General features: G+C 39.3%; 13 protein-coding genes and 1 riboswitch. Of the genes, 12 read left to right on the forward strand and 1 reads right to left on the reverse strand.

What is annotated here, in order from left to right; genetic code table 11:
- Positions 1-76 precede the first annotated feature (76 nt).
- The 11 genes from QSJ81_RS00390 to QSJ81_RS00435 all read left to right on the forward strand — a co-directional run bounded on the left by QSJ81_RS00390 (position 77) and on the right by QSJ81_RS00435 (position 16,529).
- Entirely contained in the window at positions 77-1,198 is a 1,122-nt protein-coding gene (locus QSJ81_RS00390; RefSeq protein ID WP_285715432.1) for an aldo/keto reductase, read from the forward strand.
- A gap of 166 nt (positions 1,199-1,364) precedes the next feature.
- On the forward strand, positions 1,365-1,733 hold the full coding sequence (locus QSJ81_RS00395; protein ID WP_285715433.1) for a MerR family transcriptional regulator: 369 nt from the start codon (positions 1,365-1,367) through the stop codon (positions 1,731-1,733).
- Between the two features lie 463 nt (positions 1,734-2,196).
- Entirely contained in the window at positions 2,197-4,386 is a 2,190-nt protein-coding gene (locus tag QSJ81_RS00400; protein ID WP_285715434.1) for an ATP-binding protein, read from the forward strand.
- Positions 4,387-4,596: 210 nt separating this feature from the next.
- Positions 4,597-5,742, forward strand: a complete 1,146-nt coding sequence (locus QSJ81_RS00405; protein ID WP_285715435.1) for a phosphatase PAP2 family protein — start codon at positions 4,597-4,599, stop codon at positions 5,740-5,742.
- A gap of 624 nt (positions 5,743-6,366) precedes the next feature.
- Complete coding sequence (kdpF, locus tag QSJ81_RS25685; protein WP_071841984.1) at positions 6,367-6,453, forward strand: K(+)-transporting ATPase subunit F; 87 nt, start codon at positions 6,367-6,369, stop codon at positions 6,451-6,453.
- Between the two features lies 1 nt (position 6,454).
- Positions 6,455-8,161: a potassium-transporting ATPase subunit KdpA gene (gene kdpA, locus QSJ81_RS00410; RefSeq protein WP_285715436.1), complete on the forward strand. Its 1,707-nt coding sequence runs from the start codon at positions 6,455-6,457 to the stop codon at positions 8,159-8,161.
- Between the two features lie 16 nt (positions 8,162-8,177).
- Positions 8,178-10,208: a potassium-transporting ATPase subunit KdpB gene (gene kdpB, locus QSJ81_RS00415; RefSeq protein ID WP_285715437.1), complete on the forward strand. Its 2,031-nt coding sequence runs from the start codon at positions 8,178-8,180 to the stop codon at positions 10,206-10,208.
- 55 nt (positions 10,209-10,263) lie between these two features.
- Entirely contained in the window at positions 10,264-10,842 is a 579-nt protein-coding gene (gene kdpC / locus QSJ81_RS00420) for a potassium-transporting ATPase subunit KdpC (RefSeq protein ID WP_285715438.1), read from the forward strand.
- 147 nt (positions 10,843-10,989) lie between these two features.
- Complete coding sequence (locus QSJ81_RS00425) at positions 10,990-13,677, forward strand: ATP-binding protein (protein WP_285715439.1); 2,688 nt, start codon at positions 10,990-10,992, stop codon at positions 13,675-13,677.
- Positions 13,678-13,732: 55 nt separating this feature from the next.
- Positions 13,733-14,422, forward strand: coding sequence for a response regulator (locus tag QSJ81_RS00430; protein WP_285715440.1), 690 nt, complete (start codon positions 13,733-13,735; stop codon positions 14,420-14,422).
- A 262-nt stretch (positions 14,423-14,684) separates the two neighbouring features.
- Complete coding sequence (locus tag QSJ81_RS00435; protein WP_285715441.1) at positions 14,685-16,529, forward strand: APC family permease; 1,845 nt, start codon at positions 14,685-14,687, stop codon at positions 16,527-16,529.
- A gap of 107 nt (positions 16,530-16,636) precedes the next feature.
- Here QSJ81_RS00435 and QSJ81_RS00440 read toward each other — a convergent pair whose 3' ends face one another.
- Positions 16,637-16,906 carry a hypothetical protein gene (locus QSJ81_RS00440; RefSeq protein ID WP_285715442.1) on the reverse strand — a complete coding sequence of 90 codons (270 nt, stop codon included), beginning with the start codon at positions 16,904-16,906 and terminating at the stop codon, positions 16,637-16,639.
- Positions 16,907-17,197: 291 nt separating this feature from the next.
- Positions 17,198-17,284: riboswitch (cyclic di-GMP riboswitch) on the forward strand.
- Positions 17,285-17,411: 127 nt separating this feature from the next.
- Between QSJ81_RS00440 and QSJ81_RS00445 the strand changes: the two genes are divergently transcribed.
- On the forward strand, positions 17,412-19,112 hold the full coding sequence (locus tag QSJ81_RS00445) for a methyl-accepting chemotaxis protein (RefSeq protein WP_285715443.1): 1,701 nt from the start codon (positions 17,412-17,414) through the stop codon (positions 19,110-19,112).
- The last annotated feature ends 4 nt before the right edge of the window (positions 19,113-19,116 follow it).

The following is a 19,116-nucleotide window of genomic DNA, read 5'->3' on the forward strand; positions in this document are numbered from 1 at the left end:
TATATTTAGGAAAAGTTAAGCTGGCGCAAGTCATTAAGTATCCCGAAAATAAGTAAAATTAAGGAGAAATAACGATATGGAAAAGAAAAAATTAGGATTTGGCTTCATGCGCTTACCATTAAAGAACCAGAATGATTCTGCAAGTATTGATATGGACACAGTAAATCAAATGGTAGATACTTTTTTGGAAAGAGGCTTTACTTATTTTGATACAGCGTATATGTATCATATGAATAAGAGTGAGGCAGCAATACGAGAGGCTTTAGTAAAACGCCATAAAAGAGACAGCTTCACCTTAGCGACAAAACTACCAACGATGTTTTTGAAAACCAAAGAAGATCAAGAAAGAATTTTTAACGAACAATTAGAAAAATGTGGTGTAGATTACTTCGATTATTATCTTCTTCATAATCTTGGGGTATCCCATTATGAGATAGCACAAAAATTTGATAGTTTTGCATTTATTCAGCAAAAGAAAAAAGAAGGAAAGATCAGGCATATCGGATTTTCTTATCATGATAATGCTGATTTATTGGATGAAATCCTGACAGCACATCCGGAAGTAGATTTTGTCCAGTTACAGATTAATTATCTGGATTGGGACAGTGAAAGTATTCAGTCAAGAAAGTGCTACGAAGTGGCAAGAAAGCATAATAAACCTGTTATTATTATGGAGCCTGTCAAAGGCGGTATGCTTGCGAAAGTGCCTGAAAAAGCAGAGCAACTATTTAAAGAATATCATCCTGACATGTCTATACCATCATGGGCTATCCGTTACGTGGCAAGTCTTGAGGGAATTATGATGGTATTAAGCGGAATGTCTGATATGGAGCAGTTACTGGATAATATGGGTTATATGCAAGAGTTTAAGCCATTTGTGCAGGAAGAATATGATCGTGTTGAAAAGGCAGTTAGGATTATTAATGAAGCAATTGCCATTCCCTGTACAGCTTGTCAGTACTGTGTAGAAGATTGTCCGAAAAACATAGCGATTCCGAAGTATTTCTCGTTATATAATACGGAAAAACAAACTTTGAGCACCGGATTTTCTATACAAAGAGTATACTATGATAATTATACAAAAACGCATGGAAAAGCATCCGAGTGTATTGGATGCAAAAAGTGTGAAAAAAATTGTCCACAGCATATTGAGATTACAAAATATTTAAAAGATGTAGCGGGTGTTTTTGAAGCATAAATTCCTTTCCAAAGATATAGAACAGAAAAACTAATCAAAGCCGGAGTTCCATTTACTAAAATAAAATTCTGTAAATTAAATAGAGCATGAATTAGTGCTACTATTTAATTCTCGATTTGGAATTAAAACTAAAATTTATAATGCCGTAAATCAGGAGTGAAACCATATGATGATTGCAGAGGTAAGTGAAAGGTTTGATATTTCCCAGGATACACTCCGCTATTATGAACGTATCGGACTAATTCCTCATGTAAATCGCAATAAAAGCGGAGTCAGGGATTACAGGGAAGAAGACTGTAAGTGGGTTGAATTTGCCAAATGTATGCGAAGTGCAGGCCTTCCGATTGAGGTATTGATTGAATATGTTGGACTATTTCAACAGGGCAATGAAACTGCTGAAGCAAGAAAAGAACTTTTAATTGAGCAGCGTAAAGAGCTTATAGTAAAATTGGAAGATATGAAAAAAACGCTGGAACGTCTAGATTATAAAATTGCAAGATATGAACAGGCAGTAACTGAAGCAGAAAAAAATTAGGAATACCAGAGGACTAATTTTTATTATTGATTTGAAACTGAAGAGAATTAACAATTGGATTTTGTAATCGTGATGCAGTTGAACCCTAGTTGTCAATCTCTTGAACAAGTGCTGCTTGATAATCAATATTTCTGTAAACAGGTAGTAATGCTTTGCTTATTATGGACAGGAAAATTAGAGTAAGGCTTTTAAACAAGCAAGCCGAGAGGTAATCTCGGCTTGCTTGTTCTTTTTGAATATAGGATGTTATCTTTCCAATTGGTAACAATGCTATAATGAGTAGTGGATAAAGTCGTTAAAAATATATAAGGAGATATCGTTTTGTTGGGCATATAAAAGATGGAGTTAGTTGACTAGCTATTAGGAAATTTAAAGAGACATAACAGCTCTGTCGACATTAAGAAGTTTTTTTAGAAAACTAGGATTGTTTAAGTTGTATACTATATTCACAGGGGGATTTTAATTGTTACCAAAATCTGCAGCTAAGCGCACATATTTACTAGTCACACTTTTAGTCACTACACTTATGATTTTATTTGCCTACTACGAGGCAGATTCGATCCAGCAACAGGTAATTAAGGAAAAGGAAAAAGAAATACTTGCAATCGCGACAATGTTGGATCAACGGGTACCTCCTGAAGCTGAGAGACTATTACTGGATGATACAATTCGCAAATTGCCCCACAAGGAAAGACTGGCATTGCTCCATCCAATGCTACAGCCAGTTTTGGAAGATATAGGAAAAAGGTTTCCCGGACATGTATTGGGATATGGAGTAGATGAACACCGACTTGCCCTATATCCACCAAGACTCGATTTATTAAATGAACCCTTTGCAGCTGATGAGCAGCGTGCCATAGAGGCTAAGGAACTCATTTTCTTTACCAATGTCAAGAATACCGTTTGGGGTAAACCAATAGTAAATGTATTGCTGCCTAACATAGTCAATGGTGAAGTTGTTTGGTTTGTTTGGGTCAATACAAAAGTTGAAGACGTAGAAAAAGCCTATATGAATGCTATTACTCGTGCAGGAGTGTTGTTTTTTTTAGTTTGGGGCGGAGCATTGCTTATTTTACGATGCAGTTTTCATAGGTTTGAAAATTCACTACAAAATATGGCTATACAAGTTGCAACGCGGGATGACGATGCAAAAAAAATGTCGGAATTTCCGGAGATGGCTCCATTGCTTCATGCCATAACCTCATTAAGAAAAGGTCTTGAGGAAGAATGTTCTGCTAAAAGCCAGCTCAATGCTGAGTTATGGTATCTTAACAGCCAACTTGAATGGAATTGCAAGTTACTGGATATGGCACATGATGCTATCATCGTAAGAGATCTTACCAATAAAATTATCTATTGGAATAATGGAGCTTCGATGTGTTTTGGATGGTCAAAAGAGGAAGCATTAAATGCTATTTCAAATGATCTGCTCAAGACTGTTTTCCAAGAACCTTTAGAATATATTAATAAATCTTTGTTAGAAACAGGCTCTTGGGCGGGTGAGCTCATTCGTACTCGAAAAGACGGGAAACAAGTTATCATTATAAGCTATTGTACCTTATTTAAGGATGAGGCGGGAAAAACAGTATCTATATTGGAAATTAATCATGATATTACGAACCAGCGTCTAGACGAAGAACTCTTTTTAAAAGTATTTCATACAAATCCGCTTATGATGGGAATTGTAAAGCTAAGTGACTGGACCCTTTTAGATGTGAACCAGGTATATCTTGATGCCCTTGGTTTTTCGCGTAAAGATGTCATTGGTAAGACACCAGAGGAAATCGGTTTGTGGCAAGATTATGAGGCAAAAGAATTACGGGACAAACTTAATAATGAGAATGGCACGATTCGAGACTTTGAAATGAAGATACAAGTGAATAATGAAACAAGAATAGTCCTTTTCTCCTGTGAAAACATCTTTCTAGGTGATGAACAGTGCTCTCTAGGAATGTTTACAGACATTACAGAAGTGAGGCGTTATGAAAAGGAAATGGCTCATATGGAACGTATGAATACCATAGGTGAAATGGCAGCTGGTATCGGGCATGAGGTGCGAAATCCTTTAACGACTGTTAGGGGATATTTGCAGTTATTCCGATGTAAGGATGACTTTAGTAAATATCATGATCAGCTCTCCACTATGATTGAGGAGTTAGACCGGGCTAACGATATAATTAGTACTTTTTTATCGTTAGCGAAGAATAAAAGAGTTGAGATGAAACTAGGAAATTTAAATGGTGTAATCAATGAACTTTACCCATTGCTTGAGGCAGATGCTTTCCGAAGAGGCCATGAATTAATGCTAAAACTAGAACCTATTCCGGAGATTGAATTTGATGAAAGTGAAATTAGGCAGCTTATTCTGAACTTGGTTCGCAATGGTGTAGAAGCAATGAATGCTAGCGGAACAGTGACTATTAGCACGATACGCGGTAAGGATCACGTTCTAGTTAAGGTATCAGATACTGGTTCAGGTATTCCACTGGAAGTAATGAAGAAAATTGGTACACCATTTTTCACTACCAAAGAAGAAGGAACTGGTCTGGGACTAGCCGTTTGCTACCGCATTGCCAATAGGCATGGAGCAGAAATCGCGATAACTTCAGGGGAAACAGGGACTACATTTTCAGTTAAGTTTGCTACTATTTAAATACGAGGCCATATTAGTTCAGAAGAAATTAACACTGCCTATGGGCAGGATTCAGGCAAGTCATCTATTCCTCAAGAATTAAATAAGAAACAAAAGGAACTCCACATAGGTAAGAGCATGTTGTGGGAGAATATTTTTGTAGCTTTATTTAAATATAGTTTATAATACTACAGGTTAATAAAGGTTAGAAATTTGATAAGGGGGATGTTTATGGCTCAATATGCGCGAGTAGCCAAATGGATCGTGTTTGCTTTAATAGGTTTACTTGTTCTTACAAGTGTTTGTTTCAGCGCTAATAGGAAAGGCGTAGAAGAATTTCCCGATGTCTTTGTGCATGAAAATACTTCTATTCCGGTGGGGCAAGCTATAGGCAAGCTCATGGTGGCTGGAGGCGATGCAAGCGTAGGAGGAAGGGTAACGGATGGCATTATTGTTGTGGATGGCAACTTAATAATAAAATCTGGGGCAAGGATAAACGGGCGAATTGTCGTACTTGGCGGCAGCACAATGATTGAGCAGGGTGCAAGTATTGAGCATAAGCCATGGATAATCGTGCCACAGGGACATCCCTTGGTACCGGTGGTGGTGGGGGGGCTTTTTCTAATAGGGGCAGCAAGCCTCATTATTCTACCGATGTTATTTTGGATCATTGGTCATTTATTTAAAAGGACTAAGTGGTATTCGCCTATTAAAGAAAAATTCTTGGCGATAGAGCGGCGGTGGCCGGCGCTTTATATTGTAGTAAGCTTAGGCATTAGCGCTTTAATGTTAACGGTGTTTGGCATACTCGCCTGGGAAACCTTATTCCACAACGAAATGGTATTATTTGACGATAGCTTTGTTTGGCTTATACGCTATTTTGCCAATCCTAGCCTAGATAAGATAATGATTATAATTACCGATATAGGCTTTGGCACAAGCTACATTGTAATTGTGGCGATTACTCTTTTACTACTTGCATATCTTAAACGCTGGCGGGAGTTGGGGGCACTGACTATCTGTTTAGCAGGAGGAGCGTTGCTTAGTTATCTGTTGAAAATTTTGTTTCATCGTACTAGGCCAGACTTGTTTCGGGTTGTGCAAGAGACAGGTTATAGCTTCCCAAGTGGTCATGCCTTGGCAACTATGTGTTTCTATGGGATGGTGGCATTTCTAATTATGCGCATCATAGATTCTTGGCGGGGGCGGCTGACTGTTATGACGTTGGCAGTAGTTTTGAGTATGTTAATTGGTATAAGCCGTATTTATTTAGGTGTTCACTACCCCACCGATGTGATAGCAGGATATGCCGCAGGTTCAATGTGGCTTGCTTTTTGTATATCTCTCCTAATGTGGTGGGAGAGAGCGCGAGTGTAGATGATAATAATTCGAAACACTATTTGCTTATTAAGCAAATAGTGTTTTTTTACGGAATCAGAAAGTATAACACTTTCTTGATTCCAAGTAAGAACGACTAAGGCTTCTACCTGCGTCTGAGGACTTGGTACAAGACAAGTCTTTTCTTATCTTTACTTTCTTTTGACATAAAAGAGCTATTTCCTGACGCCATACTTACGATAAATCATGCTAATATCAAGGTGAAAATAGTATGGAGGCGACAACGATGGTGGATTTTACAACTATATTACAAATCAAACTAGGACTAAGTTTGATTTGTAATATAGTTGCATATTTTACCTGCATGTCTTTTGAGAAAGGCATTGAGCTTTTTAAACACTATATAGATCATCACTAGCTACATTTGTTTATCAATTTTTAAAAGTAGGTGAATAGTATGACAGAGGCTTTTCCTCTCTTTACATTTTTTGGGATTTTGCATTGGTTTATTATTATGGCCTAAACTTATAGGATTTAAATAAGAGCATTCAATATTTACAATTTCTTTACAAGGTAAAGCCGCTTCTTTACTGCATATTTACTTAGAATGGAGCTAATATAAAGGTGTAGTAATTAATTTATCACGAGAAAGAGGGGATACAAATGGCTGACTTATGGTTAGCTGGAGGGATCACGGTTCTTCTACTTTTATACTTAGTTTACGCATTAATGAGACCGGAGGAGTTTTAATATGACTAATGATATAATGATGTTCGCCTTTTACATTGTGGTTTTGCTACTGTTAGCTCTACCCCTTGGAAAATATATGGCAAAAGTATTTTCGCAAGAAAAAACTATTTTTGACTTTGTGTTAAAACCTATAGAAAAAGTAATTTATCGGATCACCGGAGTAAAAGAAACCGAAGAAATGAATTGGAAGCAGTATGCTGTTACTTTAATTATTTTTAACCTATTCGGTATGATTTTGGTTTATCTGATTCAAGTATGGCAGGATATTCTGCCATTCAATCCTGAACAACTATCTGGAGTTGATCCGTGGCATTTGGCTTTGAATACGGCAGTAAGTTTTATGACGAATACAAATTGGCAGTCTTATTCTCCAGAAACCACAATGAGTTATTTTACGCAAATGACTGTATTAACAGTACAAAATTTTCTTTCCGCAGCAACTGGCCTTACGGTAGCAGTAGCCTTAATTAGAGGTCTTACTCGTAAGGATGCTAAAACAATCGGCAATTTTTGGGTTGATATGGTACGTAGTATTATGTGGGTGTTGCTGCCTCTAGCGATAATTTCTTCTACCATCCTTGTAGAAGAAGGTGTGCTGCAAAATTTATCACCTTATGTAACCGTTCAAACGCTGGATGGTGCTGATCAAAAATTGGCTATGGGGCCTGTAGCTTCTCAGGAAGCGATCAAGATGTTGGGGACCAATGGCGGTGGGTTTTTTAACGCCAATTCGGCCCATCCTTTTGAAAATCCGACTCCTGTAAGTAATTTTATCGAGATGCTCAGTATATTCCTGATTCCTGCTGGGTTGGTATTTACTTTTGGACATATGGTAGGCGATAAGCGTCAAGGTTATTCGATTATTGCTTCTATGATTCTGCTGTTCATTATTATGCTTGGTACTCTATATACAAGTGAGTTAAACGGGAACCCCATTCTGAGTTCTATAGGCGTAAGTAGTCCCACGTCTATGGAAGGTAAAGAAGTTCGTTTTGGCATAGGGGGATCGGCACTCTTTGCTACAGTTACCACAGCTGCTTCCTGTGGTGCGGTCAATAGTATGCATGATAGCTTTACACCCCTCGGCGGTCTAATTACAATGTTGCAGATTAAGCTGGGGGAGGTAATTTTGGGCGGCGTAGGCGCAGGCTTCTATGGCATGATGATGTTTGTTATCATCACCGTCTTCATTGTCGGCCTAATGGTTGGAAGAACCCCTGAATACCTTGGTAAAAAAATCGAAGCATGGGAAACAAAAATGGCAACGATTGCTATCTTGATTCCCTCGGTTATCATTCTCATTGGTTCCGGTATTGCATCAGTGATTGACCAAGGTACATCGGCCCTTACAAATTCTGGTCCCCACGGTTTGAGTGAAATTCTCTACGCATTTGCCTCTGCTGCAGGGAATAACGGTAGCGCTTTTGCGGGGCTGAGTGCCAATACACCTTTCTATAACTTAATGCTGGCATTCAATATGGTTGTAGGGCGCTTCGGTGTGATTATTCCCACTCTTGCGATAGCAGGCAGTATGGCTGCAAAGAAGATATCGCCGCCAGGGCCTGGAACATTCCCTACTACTGGCTGGTTATTTGTTGTTTTGCTAGTGGGCGTAGTTTTAATCGTCGGAGCCCTAACATTCTTACCAGTGCTATCATTGGGGCCGATTGTTGAACATTTGTTAATGCTAAAAGGTACAACGTTCTAAAAGGAGAGTAGAAATTATGAGTACTCGCGAGAGTTTTAATAAGGAAATACTTGGCGTGGCAATCCGTGATGCCTTTCGAAAGCTAAATCCGGCGACACAATTCAGAAACCCGGTAATGTTTATCGTGTATATTGGTTCGTTTTTAACCACTGGTTTAATGATACGGGATATCTTGGGAGGAAATACAGCCCATGTTGGGTTTTCCCTGCAAATAGCCTTATGGTTATGGTTTACCGTATTATTTGCTAATTTTGCCGAGGCCGTTGCTGAAGGTAGAGGCAAGGCCCAAGCCCAAGCACTACGAAATACAAGAACCCAAACGAAAGCAAATAAAGTAGTTGATAATACAACGAAACAGGTAGACGCTGCAGATCTGCGTAAAGGTGATCTAGTAATGGTAAAACCTGGTGAATTTATTCCTGGTGATGGTGAAATTGTGGAAGGTATGGCTTCTGTAGATGAAAGCGCGATTACCGGAGAATCTGCTCCTGTAATCCGTGAATCAGGTGGAGATAAATCAGCTGTAACTGGTGGTACACGGGTATTGTCTGATTGGATTAAAGTACAAATCACTGCTAACCCAGGCGAAACATTCCTTGATCGTATGATTGCGCTGGTTGAAGGTGCCAAAAGGCAGAAAACTCCTAATGAAATAGCCCTTACCATTTTACTAGTTGGTTTAACCCTCATTTTTTTGGTTGCTGTAGCCACAATTGAGCCATTTGCGGTTTATTCCGGCACATTAATACCAATTCTAATTTTGATTTCTTTGTTAGTTTGCCTTATTCCCACGACGATCGGCGGATTACTAAGTTCTATCGGGATTGCTGGTATGGATCGTCTTTTGAAAAGAAACGTATTGGCAATGTCCGGACGTGCTGTTGAAGCTGCGGGTGATGTTAACGTATTGTTATTGGATAAAACAGGCACCATTACACTAGGCAATCGGATGGCAACGGAATTTATTCCTGCACCTGGCGTAGATAAAACTCAGCTTGCTGACAGTGCTCAATTATCCTCCCTTGCAGATGAAACTCCTGAGGGACGTAGTATCGTTGTATTAGCAAAAGAGAAATATAATTTGAGAGAACGTGATTTGCAGGCATTAGGTGCAGAGTTTATTCCCTTTACGGCGCAGACGAGAATGAGCGGAGTGAATATAAAGGGAAAACAGATTCGCAAAGGATCCATGGATGCCATTCAAAGATATATGACTGAACAGGGGGGCATGTTCCCAGAAACGGTAAAAAGCGATTGCGAAAAAATTGCCAAAGCAGGCGGTACTCCTCTGGTAGTTGTTCAGGGAACCCAAGTCCTTGGGACAGTTTACCTAAAAGATATTGTTAAAGGCGGGATTAAAGAACGCTTTAAAGATTTGCGGCAAATGGGTATCAAAACAGTAATGATTACAGGGGATAATCCTCTTACCGCCGCTGCTATTGCGGCTGAAGCCGGAGTCGATGACTTCTTGGCTGAAGCTACGCCTGAAGCTAAATTAGCATTGATTCGTGAATATCAGGAAAAAGGTATGCTGGTAGCTATGACGGGAGATGGAACCAATGATGCTCCGGCACTAGCCCAAGCGGATGTGGGTGTAGCCATGAACAGTGGTACCCAAGCCGCAAAAGAAGCTGGTAACATGGTTGATCTTGATAGCAATCCGACAAAACTAATTGAAATCGTAGAAATTGGCAAGCAACTTTTGATGACCCGAGGAGCACTGACAACTTTCAGTATTGCTAATGACGTGGCTAAATATTTTGCGATCATTCCAGCTATGTTTCTAGCGGCATATCCGGAAATGAACGTCTTTAATATCATGCATCTGGCTACATCGGAGAGTGCTATTTTAAGTGCGGTAATCTTTAATGCCCTTGTTATTGTAGCTCTTATTCCGTTAGCCTTACGTGGCGTAAAATACCAGCCCTTAGGAGCAAGTGTAATTCTTAGAAGAAACCTACTGATTTATGGTCTTGGTGGGCTGATTGTACCGTTTATCGGCATTAAAATCATTGATATGATTATTGTTGCCTTGGGATTGGTATAACTTCTTTGATGCCCTTCTAGGAAATGTTAATTTATTGAGAGGAAGCGAACGAATTATGTTAAAACAAATGTTAAATGCATTTGCCATGCTGCTAGTTTTTACTGTCATTACCGGCTTGGCTTATCCTTTAGCCATGACTGGGGTGGCACAGGCTCTATTTCCCTTCCAGGCTAACGGATCCATCATTGTCCATGATGGTAAGCCTATTGGATCAGCACTAATCGGACAAAACTTTACAAGTGCTAAGTATTTTCATGGTCGTCCTTCAGCGGCAGGGACAGATGGTTATGATGCTACCAGTTCTGGTGGTTCTAACCTTGGACCGACTAGTAAAAAACTAGTTGATACAGTCACAGACAATATTATAAAAGCCCGTGATGAAAACCAGCTTGATGAACAAAAACTGATTCCAGCTGATCTAGTTTTGGCTTCGGGCAGTGGACTTGATCCGGATATTTCTCCTGCAGCAGCCTACTTACAGGTAGCGAGGGTAAGCAAAGAAAGGGAATTATCTGGTGATGAAATACGTAGGTTGGTAGATAGCCACGTGAAAGTTCCTCAGTTAGGCATCTTCGGTGAGCCAAGGGTTAATGTGCTTGAACTCAACTTGGCACTAGATAGGTTAAAAAAGTGAATAATAAGAAATGAACCACTAAGACACAATGCCGCTGTCGTGGCACACAAAGGGGTTAAAAACACGAATGGTTAAAAAAACCTTTGTGTACTTTGTGTCTTTGTGGTTCAATTGTTTTAGAATGATTAAGATAATGGAGGCAATGACATGCCTGAGGAAAGTAAAGAAAAAAAACGTCCAGATCCTGATGTCTTATTAACGAAGCTAAATAAAGAAAATAGAGGTAAGCTGACGGTGTTTTTAGGTGCAGCTGCTGGTGTTGGTAAAACATATACTATGTTGGAGACTGCCCATGAGATGTTGGCTTCTGGTGTAGATGTTGTGATTGGTTGGGTAGAGACTCATAAACGTGTGGAAACAGAAAAAATGGTGGAGGGTTTACCTCGTTTGCCAGCAAGGGAAATTGAGCACCGAGGTAGGACCTTGCATGAAATGGATATTGATGCAATTTTGGCGCGTAGACCGAAAGTAGTGTTAGTTGATGAACTGGCCCATACGAATGTGGCTGGTTCTCGCCATGTCCGTAGATTTCAGGATGTAGAAGAAATATTAAATGCAGGTATTGATGTATCTACGACACTAAATATTCAACATATTGAAAGTTTAAATGATATTGTCGCTCAAATTACAGGGGTAACAGTACGGGAAACGGTGCCTGATAGTATTGTGGAACAGGCTGACCAAGTGCAATTGATTGATATTCCCCCCAATGAGCTCATTAAGCGTTTGAAGGAAGGCAAAATATATTTACCTCACCAAGCAGAATTGGCGTTGAATAAATTTTTCCGCCCCGGAAATATTAATGCCCTGCGGGAGCTGTCTCTTCGCTTTACAGCATATCGGGTAGATAAAGAATTAAATCAATACATGCAGGAACATGATATTCCTGGACCTTGGCCAGCAGGTGAACGGGTGATGGTTTGTGTAAGTTCTAGTCCCTTTTCGGCTCAACTGATTCGGGCGGCGCGGCGATTGGCTCGTGGCTTACAGGCTGAATTGTTGGCTGTACATATTGATACACCAAGACGTCTAGAGCTTAGCGAGAAAGAACGGGATCGTATTTTTCGCAATATGCGTCTGGCAGAAGAATTAGGAGCTAAAACGATTAGTGTCGTTGGTACAGATCTGACTGAAGAAATTCTAGCTATGACACGGGAGCATAATGTCACTCATCTGGTAGTTGGTAAACCACTACGCGGGCGTATCTGGGAGTGGTTAAATGGCGGGGCAGTGGTAAATAAACTCATCCGTTATAGTGGTGGTGTTAATATTCATGTTATTCAGGGTAACACAGAGGTAAAGGATGAGCCCAAAGTTAAAACATTAGCAACAAAAGCAACAATTCCTTTATGGAATTATATGGCTGGTGTACTAATGATTTTCTTGGTTACTGTTGGTAATTGGCTGTGGCGTGAATATATTGAGTCTATACATATGATGTTATATTTATTGCCGGTACTTTGGTCGGCAGTATGGTGGGGGAAGGGGCCATCTTATGTGGTGGCATTAGTCAGTGTGTTACTTTTTGATTTTTTCTTTATTCCACCTTTTTTTAGTTTTAGCATATCAGATCTTCGTTATCTGTGGAGTTTACCGCTTTTTCTCTTAGTATCTTTTACCATCGGCGGACAAACTGAAAAACTTCGGCTAGAGGCTAGGTTAGCTAGGCAGCGGGAAAAAACTACACGAGCACTCTATTCTTTCAGTCGTGAGATTGCAGCAGTTGTGGACGTCCAGGCAATTATAGGCATTTTGGTAGAGCAAGCATGGCAGACACTGGAACGACCTGTAGCAGTATTTCTACCCCAGGATAATGGTACTTTACTGTTGGCCGCTGAAGCAGGGATCAAGGAAAGTGGTATTGATACAAGTGAGCAGGCAGTGGCTATTTGGGCGTATGAGCATGGGGAAATTGCTGGACGTTGTACAGAAACTCTTCCAGGTGCTAGATACATGTATTTACCATTAACGACTAGTAATAACACGGTTGGCGTCTTAGGGATTCGGATTCAGGAAAAAATGCTTACTCCTGTGCAAAGGAGATTGATGGAAGCATGGGCAGGCTTGGCAGCGATTGCTGTGGAACGGGTTAATTTAGCCGATCAAGCCAGGCGCGCTGCCTTATTAGTAGAATCAGATCAATTACGTACTGCCTTATTCAATTCTATTTCCCATGAACTCAGGACACCATTGGCATCGATAATCGGAGCAATTTCTGGTCTTTTAGACGTAGAAGGTATATATTCAGGAGAAGATAGAAAAGAATTGTTAGAAACAGTGAAAGAAGGGGCAAATCGCATGGATCGTCTGGTGGCCAATCTTCTGGATACTGCTCGATTAGAAAGTGGTATGATGCAGCTGAAAATCGATTGGTGCGACATTGAAGATATCACAGGTATTGCTCTAAGGCGGGTCGAAGAATCTCTTAACGGTAGATCTTTACTTGTTAGAATACCTGCAGATCTACCCTTGGTGAAGGCTGATTGTGTTCTTGTTGAGCAAGTGTTAGTAAATTTACTGGACAATGCTTGTAAGTATTCCGCGCTAGGGAGTGAGATTGTAATTACCGCCAGTCAAGATGAAAAGGTAGTACAAGTATCTGTAGCTGACCGAGGGCCAGGTATTCCATCTGAATATTTAACACGTGTTTTTGATAAATTTTATCGGGTAGAACAACCTAAGAACGTTAGCGGTACAGGGCTTGGTTTATCTATATGTAAAGGAATAATAGAAGCTCATGGGGGAACAATTCATGCTGAAAATCGACCAGGTGGTGGTACCGTGATGATCTTTGCCCTTCCCTGTGATAAACAGCCACCTTCAAATATGGTATAATATAGAAAACATATATGCTTTTTATTATCTTTGAAGGAGGAGGGTGGTGTAGATAATGGAAAAAGGGGCGCGAATTTTAATTGTTGATGATGAACCTCAAATTAGGCGATTATTAAAGGTTTCCTTAACTGCTCATTCCTATGAAATTGATGAATGTCAAACTGGGCAGGAAGGAATCAATAGAGTAGCTATATTTAAGCCTGACCTAATTCTTTTGGATTTGGGATTGCCTGATATGGATGGAAAAGCAGTAGTGGAGGCAATTCGTGAATGGTCAAAAATACCTATCATTATTCTGACTGCCCGTGATCAGGAAAATGAAAAAATTGCAGCACTAGATGCTGGGGCAGATGATTATGTTACGAAACCATTTAGTATGGGAGAATTGTTAGCACGCTTGCGGGTAGCTCTAAGGCATACTGTAACGGTGGAAAGTTCTCCAGTGATAACTTGTGGTGAATTAATGATTGATTTAGTTGCTCGTCATGTAACTCGAAATGATAAAGAAATAAAATTGACACCTACAGAATATGAGATATTAAAAATATTAGCTCAGAATATTGGTAGAGTATTGACTCATAAACAGCTATTAAAGGCAGTATGGGGTACCGCTTATAATGAAGATACTCATTATATTAGGGTGTATATTGGTCAGCTCAGACGTAAGGTAGAGGAGAACCCAGCTCAACCTAAATATATTATTACAGAGTCAGGTGTCGGTTATCGGTTAATGACTGGGATTTAAGAGAGAAATAACGGTAGAGATATAAAATCTCTGCCGTTATTTTTATTACTGGTAGAATTAAATATTCTTCATTTGAACGTATATATAATCTTAGTGTAAAGATTATATAAAGATTATGCAATCACATTTCCATTTTCAATAAAATATTGTATACTTAATCTCATGCAAAATGACTGCTTATATTGGGGGGGCCACCTTGTAAATTGATAGTATAGTAATAAATATTTTACCAAAAGATAATACTCGTAGGGGTGGATTAATTATGATGAAATTTTTTCGGCGAATACTGATTGGCAGACCATTACATAATCAAGAAATGAGCCATGAAAAGCTCCCTAAATGGAAAGCTTTGGCAATATTTTCTTCCGATGCTCTCTCATCTGTGGCTTATGGCCCTGAGGAAGTCATGATCATGCTAACACTTCCGGGAATTATAGCTTATGGCTATTTAGCACCAATCAGTTTGGCGATTTTGGCTTTGCTCGCTATTGTCACTTTTTCCTATGTGCAAGTAGCCAAAGTGAACCCCGGCGGCGGTGGTTCCTATTCTGTAGCGATACATAATCTTGGCGAAATGCCAGCATTAGTAGCTGCAGCTGCCTTATTTGCTGATTACACACTTACTGTGGCCGTAAGTGTTTGTGCTGGTACGGCTGCTCTTTCATCAGCTTTTCCTATATTGGCAGCGCACGAAGTAGCGATTGATTTAGCTGTTTTATTTTGCATTTTAATGTTAGTGAATCTAAGAGGAGTCAAGGAAGCCTCTACTGCCTTTGTTTACCCAACCTATGCATTTATTTTTGGTATTATCGCTTTGATTTTTACAGGAATATACCAAGCTTTAACTGGGCAGGCACCCATTATTCCTCCACAGTCCTTGGAGAAGCAATTTGATTGGACAATGTTAGTACTAATTTTACGTGCCTTCGCCAATGGCTGTAGCTCTATGACTGGGGTAGAAGCCCTCTCTAATGGTGTACCCATGTTTCGCTCTCCTGAAGTACGTAATGTAACAATAACGACATATTGGATGTCAGGTATTCTAGGCTTTATGCTTATGGGCATTTCCTTCCTAATTATGCACTTTCATATTTTACAAATAGAAGGCGTAACCGCCTTGTCGCAAATTGTTGAAATGACTTTTGGACGAGGTTGGGGCTATTACTACATCCAAATCACCACTATGATCGTGTTATATTTAGCTGCAAATACCTCGTTTAATGGTCTACCTTCTCTTTTATCCCTTTTGGCTAAAGACGGCTACATGCCGCGCTATCTAGGAATCAGGGGTGAACGCTTGAGTTTCTCTAATGGCATTGTCCTACTCAGTGCGATAGCTGGTCTGTTAATTTTTATTTATGATGGAAATACTGAGCATCTAATTTCCCTATATGCTATCGGTGTTTTCCTCTCATTTACCATCGCTCAAACAGGTATGGTTGTCCATTGGCGTCGGGAAAGAACCACAGGTTGGATTATGAATGCTACTATAAATACAATTGGTGCCATTGTCACTGGAATCGTCGTGCTTATTATCGGCATTACTAAATTTTCCCACGGAGCCTGGGCGGTTATTGTGTTTATTCCGTTTATGATTTTTATTTTCAAGAAAATTCGTTCTCACTATATTGATATGTCTGAACAACTACACTTACCAATAGAAGACTTTGACCCTGCGGTTGCTACTACTTTTAAAGTAGGTAGAAATATGGTCATTGTACCTGTTGCTACTCCTACCAATATCGTAGCGCAAACTCTCACATATGCGAAAAGCATTAGTAAAGATATTGTTGCCTTACATATTGCTACTGATGAAGTAGATGCTCAAAAGGTAACAAAAAAATGGCATGACTGGAATCCGGGTGTTGAATTAGTAACAGTTTACTCTCCTTACCGCTTAGTTATTCAACCACTACTTGATTACATCATCCAACTAGAGCGCCAAAAAGAACCAGAAGATTATATTACAATTTTAATCCCTGAGTTCCAAACAAAAAAATGGTGGCACCGTCTGCTTCACAATCAGACAGGTTGGGTGCTCCGTACTTTACTAATTCTAAAGGAAAATGTGATTGTGACTAGCGTTCCCTTCCACTTGAAAAAATAGATGAAATTGCCAAAAGGAGCAGCTTCAAATTAGAGGCTGCTCCTTTATTTAATGGTGTGATCAATAAAATGGAATATCTTATTGTAGCTGCAATAAGATGTTAATTATTAGGATCTGATTTTAAATTTAAGCTGATGAATAAAATGAGGATGGGGACTAAATAAGTGCTTAAGTTCATCTATACTGACAACTTCCGTTGAAACGATAGTGCATTCTCCCAGAAAAGTATTGAGTGCACCACAAAACAGCCAATCCGTATTTGTAATACTTACTTCAATTACCTTACTACCTAGAATCTTTTCATTCATCCAATCCACTACTGTGGAAATCTTAACATCTTTGTCGATCTCGAATGTCACCATCATTTCTTGTGTCATGATAGATTCTCCTTACTACTTCTTTTTTCCTATTTCATCTTGATGATAACATGATCTCATCTCAAGAAGGCGTAAAGAAACAAAGGATTTATATCAAGAAAAAGTAAAGAAATCTAGGTTTAAATAACACAGTTTATAGCATGCTGTTAATTTACAAATTAGCCGTATGCTATTTTCAATTTTTGACGAATTTCCACAAAAATTTTAATTCTATACCTTTTGGCGGAGGCATGAATGTTGCAAATGATTTATTATAGGATCCATAGAGCTCTATTTTTGTAAATTGAATATGTTAGATTTCGGCAAACTTATCGAAAGGTAAGGACGCAAAGCTATGGGTCTAAGAATCTTAGGATTTAAGGCTGCCAGGTTGCCATTGACAGATGTCAATGTTGCCAATTGGCAGTTTTTAATATTTTAAGAAAGAAGGTAATAGATTTAGAAGATTGTTCTTAGCAATAGTTGAAATCAAAAAAACTTACAATAACAGGAGTGTGTTCTATTTATGAATAGTAAAAAAAGATTACCTATCATTTTACAGTTAACAAGTATGTTTGCTATCGCTGCAATGCTATTATTATCAGCCCTTGGTTATACAATTTATAATTATCTTTCACTAGGCGACGAGTCAAATAAGCTGGTATCATATACTGCTGTTAGAACAATGTCTATTAAAGAAGCTCATACAGATTATGTTAGAGCCCTTCTTAATTTCCGTGGATTCCTGCTGTATCCTGATGGAGCAGCTTATGAGCAAGGATATCAGGAAGATATGAAAAAAGCCATTAAAACAGTGAAAGAATTTAATTCCAGTTCCGTGAATCAAGATTCAACTGAAGAAGGTGCTAAACTTGAAAAGCTACTAAATGAATATTTAGGCCTTGTTGAAAAAATGATAATTGCCAAGAAAACCAATGATCCAACACTGAATCAACTGACTACAGAGGGGCGAAAGCATACAAAAGATATTGAAGATCAGTTTACAAAACTAGCTGAGACACAACAGAAATCTATGACAGATAAAAGCAATCTTATGATTACCCACGCCCAAAATAACAGTAGGAATATTATTTTACTGAGTACTTTAATTTTTATAATGGCCTGTATTGTGGTAATTTGGTATAGTCGCAATTTGGCAATGCGTTTTAGATATTTAACAAAATCAATGACTATGATTGGGCAACTAGACCTTACGGAAAAGGATATTGAAATTCGTCGAAATGATGAAATTGGGGATATGGGGAACATCCTTAATTCTATGCGTAATTCTCTAAAAGAAATTGTTGCCCTGCTGCACACTAGTTCTCGAACATTGGCAGCATCCAGTGAAGAGTTGAGTGCATCAGTCGAAGGACACCTAGAAACCGTAGATATTGTAGCTAATAGTACGGGAGAGATTGCTGCTGGTGCTTCTAAAAATTCCGATAGTATTATCAATATCTCAGGAGCAGTTGAAAAAATTTCAGCTGGTGCAGAGGAAATTAACGCCAATGCAACAGAGGTAAATTCCAATACACAAAATGCAGTGGCGGAAGTAGATCGTGGTATGTCCATGTTACAAGCCGTGGTAGAACAAAATGAAAACGTTGCCTCTTCTATGGCTGAGATTACAATAGTAACAGAAAAATTGGCGCAAGGATCCCAGGAAATTAAAGGGATAGTGGATGTAATCACCAATCTTGCAGGACAAACAAATCTTCTAGCCCTAAATGCAGCAATTGAAGCTGCCAGAGCAGGGGAAGCAGGGCGGGGATTTGCGGTTGTCGCAGAAGAGGTTCGTAAGCTAGCCGAACAAAGTGAAAAATCTACAAAAGAAATCACAGAGATCATTTCCAACATGGGAAGTGAGATTGAAGTGTCAGTAAATGCAGTGGAACGAGCGAACGGAGAGGTTATAAAATGTAAAACCTCAGCTCTCGATACACAAAAGGGCTTTCAACTCATTGCGAAAAGGTTAACTACTGTAAAAGATGGTATTGAGCAAATTGCTTCTGCAATTGGTGAAACTGCTTTGGGGACACAGTCTATGGTAACTAGTGTAGAAACCATACGGCTTGTAGCAGATACTACCTCGGAAGGTATTCAAACCGTTGCAGCCTCCACGGAGGAACAATCTGCCAGTATGCATGAAATTGGTGATAACGCTGATTCACTCGCGAAATTGGCAACGGAGCTGAATGCAGTAGTTCAAAAGTTTAAAGTATAAGTGA

Origin of the sequence: Pelosinus sp. IPA-1 (assembly GCF_030269905.1) — a bacterium.
In the GTDB taxonomy this organism is placed as follows: domain Bacteria; phylum Bacillota; class Negativicutes; order DSM-13327; family DSM-13327; genus Pelosinus.